Annotated in this window: 7 protein-coding genes; 6 read left to right on the forward strand and 1 reads right to left on the reverse strand. The window is 44.7% G+C overall.

Going from position 1 to position 6996, the window contains the following annotated elements:
- Window positions 1-156: 156 nt before the first annotated feature.
- Entirely contained in the window at window positions 157-1536 is a 1380-nt protein-coding gene (gene ffh / locus MHN30_RS23390) for a signal recognition particle protein (RefSeq protein ID WP_010371045.1), read from the forward strand.
- Between the two features lie 59 nt (window positions 1537-1595).
- On the opposite strand, the gene MHN30_RS23395 is transcribed toward ffh, so the two are convergent.
- Window positions 1596-3254, reverse strand: a complete 1659-nt coding sequence (locus MHN30_RS23395; protein ID WP_239361279.1) for a tannase/feruloyl esterase family alpha/beta hydrolase — start codon at window positions 3252-3254, stop codon at window positions 1596-1598.
- 257 nt (window positions 3255-3511) lie between these two features.
- On the opposite strand from MHN30_RS23395, the gene rpsP reads away from it, so the two are divergent.
- From rpsP to tyrA, 5 genes are all read left to right on the forward strand, one after another.
- Window positions 3512-3760, forward strand: coding sequence for a 30S ribosomal protein S16 (rpsP, locus tag MHN30_RS23400; RefSeq protein WP_010371051.1), 249 nt, complete (start codon window positions 3512-3514; stop codon window positions 3758-3760).
- A 17-nt stretch (window positions 3761-3777) separates the two neighbouring features.
- Window positions 3778-4311 (forward strand): ribosome maturation factor RimM, encoded by a 534-nt coding sequence (gene rimM, locus MHN30_RS23405; protein ID WP_010371053.1) that lies wholly within the window; start codon window positions 3778-3780, stop codon window positions 4309-4311.
- Window positions 4311-5078: a tRNA (guanosine(37)-N1)-methyltransferase TrmD gene (trmD, locus tag MHN30_RS23410; protein ID WP_239361281.1), complete on the forward strand. Its 768-nt coding sequence runs from the start codon at window positions 4311-4313 to the stop codon at window positions 5076-5078. The genes rimM and trmD overlap by 1 nt, the downstream gene beginning before the upstream one ends.
- A 33-nt stretch (window positions 5079-5111) precedes the next feature.
- Window positions 5112-5471, forward strand: a complete 360-nt coding sequence (gene rplS / locus MHN30_RS23415) for a 50S ribosomal protein L19 (protein ID WP_017216162.1) — start codon at window positions 5112-5114, stop codon at window positions 5469-5471.
- A 211-nt stretch (window positions 5472-5682) separates the two neighbouring features.
- A complete protein-coding gene (tyrA, locus tag MHN30_RS23420) occupies window positions 5683-6831 on the forward strand; it encodes a bifunctional chorismate mutase/prephenate dehydrogenase (protein WP_045989966.1) in 1149 nt (382 codons plus the stop codon).
- Window positions 6832-6996: the final 165 nt, after the last annotated feature.

The raw sequence follows: 6996 nt of genomic DNA on the forward strand, positions 1-6996 counted from the left end.
CCTATCCACTTGCATAGGGTTTTATCTCAATCCGTTAACTTATTCTTATTTTCGTTCAGCGAAAGCGTAAAAAGCAGAACAATCGGCTTGAATACTGTATTAGTGGCTCGCATATCAGTATAATGCCCGACAATTTCGAGATTTTGGAACCGATACATGTTTGAAAACCTCCAAGAGCGTTTAGGAAAAACGCTTAAAAACATCAGTGGCCGTGGCCGACTAACTGAAGACAATATTAAAGAAACACTCCGTGAAGTACGCATGGCATTGCTTGAGGCTGACGTTGCCTTGCCAGTTGTGCGCGACTTTGTAAAACAAGTAAAAGAACGCGCGGTTGGTGTAGAAGTCACAAAGAGTCTGAGCCCAGGCCAGGTTTTCATCAAGATTGTTCGTGAAGAACTTGAAAAGTCGATGGGTGAGGCCAACGAAGAGCTTAACCTAAACGCGCAGCCGCCAGCTGTCGTGATGATGGCAGGTCTTCAAGGTGCGGGTAAAACCACCAGTGTTGGTAAGCTGGCTAAATTCCTTAAAGAGCGCAAAAAGAAATCTGTGTTGGTGGTGAGTGCTGACGTTTATCGTCCTGCGGCTATCAAACAGCTCGAAACGTTAGCAGCAGAGGTTGACGTCGAGTTCTTCCCCAGTGATATTTCACAAAAGCCGGTAGATATCGCAACGGGTGCTATTTCTCACGCGAAGAAAAAGTTCATTGATGTGGTACTTGTGGATACCGCAGGTCGTTTGCACGTAGATGCAGACATGATGGACGAAATCAAAGATTTACACGCGGCGATTAATCCGATTGAAACCTTATTTGTTGTTGACTCAATGACAGGTCAGGATGCTGCAAATACAGCAAAAGCGTTTGATGAAGCGCTGCCACTCAGCGGTGTTATCTTAACCAAAACGGATGGTGATGCGCGTGGCGGTGCGGCGTTGTCTATTCGTCATATTACAGGTAAACCCATTAAGTTTATCGGTGTGGGTGAAAGAACCGATGCCTTAGAGCCATTCCACCCTGACCGTGTTGCATCTCGAATTCTAGGTATGGGCGACGTACTGTCGCTTATTGAAGAAGTCGAAATGAAAGTCGATAAAGACAAAGCCCAAAAAGTGGCTGAGAAAGTCTTTAAAGGCGATGGTTTTACATTGGAAGATTTTGCTGAGCAGCTGCGCCAGATGAAAAACATGGGCGGTATGATGTCGATGATGGAAAAGCTGCCTGGTATGTCGAACTTGCCGGATGCAGTAAAAGGTCAAGTAAATGATAAGACCTTTAACCAAATGGAAGCTATCATAAGCTCAATGACGCCAAAAGAGCGTGCACGTCCTGAAATCATCAAAGGCTCGCGTAAAAAGCGTATCGCTGCGGGTTCTGGTACGCAAGTACAAGACATTAATAAGTTGCTGAAGCAATTTACCCAAATGCAGAAGATGATGAAGAAGATGAAAGGCAAAGGCGGCATGATGAAAATGATGAAGAACATGAAAGGCATGATGCCGCCGGGCATGTTCGGTGGCGGTGGGCCTAAGTTCTAACACCGTTTTATAGTTTTTATAACGTGAAGGCAAGCCATGGGGCTTGCCTTTTTGTTTACTTAGTTATTCTTAAAATTGGGCACTATTGGCCTAAAGTTTTCTGCTTTTTTAGGGTCGCCTGTACCAATGTACTGGGCTTCTTGTGGATAGGGGTAAACAGGGCGAGTGAAAAGAATATTACCCTGCGGATCTTCTTTTTGCGTCATAAGCGCATCCGGTGCTATGCCTGTATCAAGCCAATGCGCTAACGCTGCGATAGCATCAAAGGTTTCAGCGCCAGGTCCCTCGATACCACAATGCACCAATCCTGGTGGCAAGAATAGCCGAGCAAAGTCGTAGGTGTTGTCTTTACCCATATAGTTGATAACTGACTCATACCAATCAATAGTTGCATATGCGGGTATTGCAGCGTCTGACCATCCATGTAATACAATCATTTTGCCACCGCTATTTTTAAATCCAGTGAGATCAGGGTGATCGGCGTCCATAAAGCTTGAGATAGGTGAAAGCTCTCCAGCCTCATTGTTATAAGAAAAGTCTCTCCAGTTGCCTTGATTGTATCTTTCTCGAGGAAAAGCCAAGTACTTTAAATACTCGGTTGCAGCATAATAGTGATAAGGCTTGATAAACGGTGCTTCAGGGAACAACCAACCTGTCCATTCAGGTTCAGAGCCATAGGGTAGGCCGCCATAAATAACGTTATCTTGTTGGTCGTAGGATGGTGCATATATGTCCTTAATTGCGTTAACTTGGCGAGGTGTCAGGCATTTACCTGTGGTGTTGTCGCTGCACAGGAGCGTTTGCGGGTCAAAATCACAGCGTCTTGGGTCGCTTATTAATCCATCAACTAAGCCATCTTTATGGTCGCAAGCTTGCATGACGGCCTGTGAAATAAAGTCAGTGTAGCTTGCATCGAGCAGTGCGTTATCGTTTTCATCCAAAATAGCTTTTGCATTATCCATGCAGTTGATTAGGTTAACTTTGGTGTAATTAATCGTCGGTCCTCTGGCAATCACGCCATCAAAGTCATTTGGGTAACGCTTTGCGGCCATTATCCCAGCATGACCTCCCTTCGAACAACCCGATATAAAAGAGTACGTAAGTTGTTTACTATAAAAGCGTTCAATAACCGCTTTTGCTGCAACAGCAACCACGTGGTTCGCTCGGTAGGCAAAGTCTTCTCTTAACGGCACATTGTTTTTAGCCCACAAACCATCGAATCCAGCAGCGGTATGGCCGCCATCATGAGACATGGTCGCGTAACTGCGCATAACGCCAGCCATCGTTGGGTAGTTGGATACTTCGCCACAAAAGCCCATACAGGCATTGAGTAAGAAACGTTGGTTCCAAACTTGATTCAATGGCAACCGAAGCTGAAAACGTATCGTCGGTGCGGCATAGCCTTCAACCAAACAGTGCTCAGGTAAAGAGTTTGTTCCTTTTGGTATAGGTGCACCTAATAGGCGACTATACTTATATGTCCAGAGTTCTGTGTCGTCATCTAGGGTTTGGCTTGGTACATATTCTGCGTTGGTGATACTCATTGCAGCATTGCCTTGTTCTAGCTGCGAAAAGTCACCAAAACGTAACAGTTTACAAGCCGTTATTTCCTCATTGTTTGCTGCAAGTGTTGAAGTAGCAATGAGCGCAAAAGAAAAGAGTGGTATACCTAGAAGTAGATGTTTAATTGAACGTTTTGCTTTGCGCATTTGGTTCATATGTGTGCTTTCCTTATAAATGAAACAACAGGGATTTTCGACTTTTCAGCAGTGCTGAAAAAGTCAATTTTTTGTACCACTATTGGGACGAATGTGGCGTGCGAAACTTCAGCGGTAATTTTTGTAGCAGGGCCTAATAAAGCATCAACTTTGGAATTAACTTGCATTGCGCGTGAAAATGCGTAAAATGCCCGAGCTTCCCGTAATGGGAAGTACAAACTTATTAATGAAAACAGTCAATCTATGTAGAGGACGGTATGGTAACTATTCGTTTGCAACGTGGCGGCGCTAAAAAGCGTCCATTCTATCAAATCGTGGTTGCGGATAGCCGTTTCTCGCGTGACGGTCGTTTCATCGAGAAGGTAGGTTTCTTTAACCCTATCGCTGCAGGTCAGGAAGAAAAAGTACGTTTAGATTTATCTCGTGTTGATCACTGGGTAGGTCAAGGTGCAGCTCTTTCAGATCGTGTTGCGAAGCTGGTTAAAGACGCTCGTAAAGCGGCTTAATAGGCGTAAGTGTAACCATGAGTCAAAGTAAAACCTCGACAATCGTTGTTGGTAAGCTTGGTGCTCCTTATGGCATCAAGGGTTGGCTTAAGGTGCATTCATTTACTGACGATCCCCAAGGGATCTTCGATTTCAGCCCATGGTTGATAGGGCAACAAGGTAAATGGCAAAACCTTGAAGTGAGCGACTGGCGTCGTCACAACAAGGGATATATCGCTAAATTTGCACAGGTAAACGACAGAGACGAAGCAGTGGCTTATACCAATGCTGAAATCGCTGTTTATGCTGAGCAGCTTCCTGAATTACCTGAAGGGGAGTTTTATTGGCGAGATCTCATCGGCATGTCAGTAGTAACCGATAAAGGCTACGACTTAGGCATAGTTGATGACTTGATGGAGACTGGTTCAAATGACGTTTTGGTTGTGAAAGCAAACAAAAAAGATGCATTTGGCCAATCGGAAAGATTAATTCCATTCTTAACAGACTCTGTTATTTCGGATATTAATCATGACGAGAGAAAGATTACGGTAGATTGGGATCCTGCGTTTTAATGAGCGATCAGCAAAAGCTATGGGTTGGAGTGGTTTCACTTTTTCCTGAGATGTTTGATGCGATAACTCAGCAAGGCGTAACGGGTCGAGCTGTGAAAAACGGCTTGATTGAGTTTAATTGTTGGAACCCAAGAGACTACGCCACTGATAAACATAGAACCGTGGATGACCGCCCTTATGGTGGTGGCCCGGGAATGTTGATGATGGTTGAGCCTCTGAAAAAAGCTATTCTTGATGCCAAAGCGGCAGCAGGAGAAGGCGCTAAAGTAATTTATATGTCCCCTCAAGGGCGAAAGCTAGATCAACAAGGTGCGACTGAATTGGCGCAATCTGAAAAGTTGATTTTAGTAGCGGGTCGTTATGAAGGTATTGATGAGCGGATCATCGAGTCTTATATAGACGAAGAGTGGTCCATCGGCGATTTTATACTGAGTGGTGGTGAGTTACCGGCCATGACATTAATCGATGCAGTTGCACGATTAGTGCCTGGCGTACTAGGTCACAACCAATCAGCTGAACAAGATTCATTTTCGGATGGCTTGTTAGATTGTCCTCATTATACCCGGCCGGAAACATTGGATGATAAACAGGTGCCTGCTGTATTACTCAGCGGAAACCACCAAGAAATAGCCAAATGGCGCTTAAAGCAGTCTTTGGGTAGAACTTGGCAACGTCGTCCTGACTTGTTGCGTAACCTAGCTCTGACTGAGGAGCAGGCGGCATTACTTGCTGAATTTCAGCAAGAGAATGGCCAAGCTTGTGGCTAGAAGACAGTTACACCTAGGAATGTGAGAAATAAAATGGCAAAAGTAAACCAAAATATTATTAAAGAGCTTGAAGCTGAACAGCTTAAGCAAGACGTACCTGCGTTCGGCGCTGGTGATACAGTAGTTGTACAGGTACGCGTAAAAGAAGGTAACAAAGAGCGTCTACAGGCCTTTGAAGGTGTTGTAATCGCTAAGCGTAACCGTGGTCTACACTCATCTTTCACTGTTCGTAAGATTTCAAGCGGTGAAGGTGTTGAGCGTGTATTCCAAACGCACAGCCCTCTTATCAGCAGCGTAGCAGTTAAGCGTCGTGGTGCGGTTCGTCGCGCTAAGCTTTACTACCTACGTGAGCGTTCTGGTAAATCTGCACGTATTAAAGAGAAACTTAACTAATACGTCGCATTTATCAAATGCAGATAAAACAGGCCGCTTTATGCGGCCTGTTTTGGTTTTATCCCTCTCATTATTTCCATTCTGTGAATACTCACTGACATATCAGGCGTCTTGTCACGATATTTTCATGGTTGCTTACTTTTAAAGCGGCGCACTTCTTGTTAGACTCGGTGTATTATTTAATTTACTACTGTATATATAAGTTTACATAATGAATGGGGCTAACGATTTAGAAGCAATACGCGTTGCAATAGATGATTGCGATAGCGAGCTTGTCGCGCTACTTGCAAAGCGCAAAGCATTGACCGAACAGGTTGGAAAAATAAAACAGCAAAAGGGCGCACCGCTACACGTGCCGAAGCGCGAAGCTGAGTTGATCAAAGCCCGGCGTGCAGAAGCTGATGCCAAAGGGGTAAACCCTGATTTAGTCGAAGATATTCTGCGTCGTATGATGCGAGAAGCCTACGAAAACCAGCAAAGTGAACTCGCCTGTGCCGCACCAAAAATGTCTCCGGTTGTTATTGTCGGTGGTCAAGGCGCCATGGGTAAACTGTTTGCGAAACAGTTTAGGCGCTCAGGCTACGAGGTACGCATTTTAGACAAAGACAATCAATCACAGGCTACTGAGCTACTGAGTGATGCTAAGTTAGTATTGGTGAGCGTTCCTATCAATGCCTTTGAGCAGGTTGTTAATGCGCTACCAACGCTGCCTGATGACTGTATTCTTGCTGATATTACCTCTGTGAAGCAAGCCCCGCTCAAAGTACTAATGAACAAGCACAACGGCCCTGTGGTCGGTCTACACCCTATGTTTGGTCCAGATATATCTCATTGGGTTAAGCAAACTGTCGTGGTGTGCGAAGGACGTATGCCAAAGCAATGTGAAGGATTAATCAAGCAACTAAAGATCTGGGGCAGCCAGTTGGTACCCATGGACGCTAAAAAACACGACCAGTCCATGCAGATCATCCAGGTAATGCGCCACTTAACCACGTTTGTGTATGGGCAGTTTTTATCTAAGCAGTGCCATTCATTAAAAGAGCTAAGAAGCTGCTCATCGCCTATCTACCAATTAGAGCTGATGATGGTTGGGCGACTATTTGCGCAATCCCCTGAACTTTATTCAGATATTATGCTCGCGCAATTTAATGATGTAGAAGGGTTATTGGCAAGCTATCAAGATACCTTTGAGCAGACATTGACCAAGCTACAACAAGGCGATAAAGAAGGTCTAATGCAATCTTTCTCACAAGCCAAACATTATTTCTCAGAAAGCGCGAAACACTTCCTATCACAAAGCCGAGGCCTGCTTAACAAAGCCAATGACGCAAAAGTGTTGGATTATGAGGAAAGTATTTAGCGCCAAGTTATGCCTCCTACATCACAGTGCAAATAGTGTTGTGGGAGATGTATGGACTCCTCCCCCTTAACGGGAGAGTACGGTATAAAGATATTGCAAAACACTTTTACCAAATAAGGAGTCCATACATGACACAGTCTAATTTAATTGCTATCGACTTGGCAA

The sequence above is a fragment of the Pseudoalteromonas sp. OF7H-1 genome (assembly GCF_022347825.1).
Classification (GTDB): domain Bacteria; phylum Pseudomonadota; class Gammaproteobacteria; order Enterobacterales; family Alteromonadaceae; genus Pseudoalteromonas; species Pseudoalteromonas maricaloris.

Excerpts from the sequence above, each read along its gene's own strand:
- rimM (WP_010371053.1), top strand. The coding sequence starts at position 3,778 with ATGAGTCAAAGTAAAACCTCGACAATCGTTGTTGGTAAGCTTGGTGCT.
- trmD (WP_239361281.1), top strand. The coding sequence starts at position 4,311 with ATGAGCGATCAGCAAAAGCTATGGGTTGGAGTGGTTTCACTTTTTCCT.
- tyrA (WP_045989966.1), top strand. The coding sequence starts at position 5,683 with ATGAATGGGGCTAACGATTTAGAAGCAATACGCGTTGCAATAGATGAT.
- rplS (WP_017216162.1), top strand. The coding sequence starts at position 5,112 with ATGGCAAAAGTAAACCAAAATATTATTAAAGAGCTTGAAGCTGAACAG.
- ffh (WP_010371045.1), top strand. The coding sequence starts at position 157 with ATGTTTGAAAACCTCCAAGAGCGTTTAGGAAAAACGCTTAAAAACATC.
- MHN30_RS23395 (WP_239361279.1), bottom strand. The coding sequence starts at position 3,254 with ATGAACCAAATGCGCAAAGCAAAACGTTCAATTAAACATCTACTTCTA.
- rpsP (WP_010371051.1), top strand. The coding sequence starts at position 3,512 with ATGGTAACTATTCGTTTGCAACGTGGCGGCGCTAAAAAGCGTCCATTC.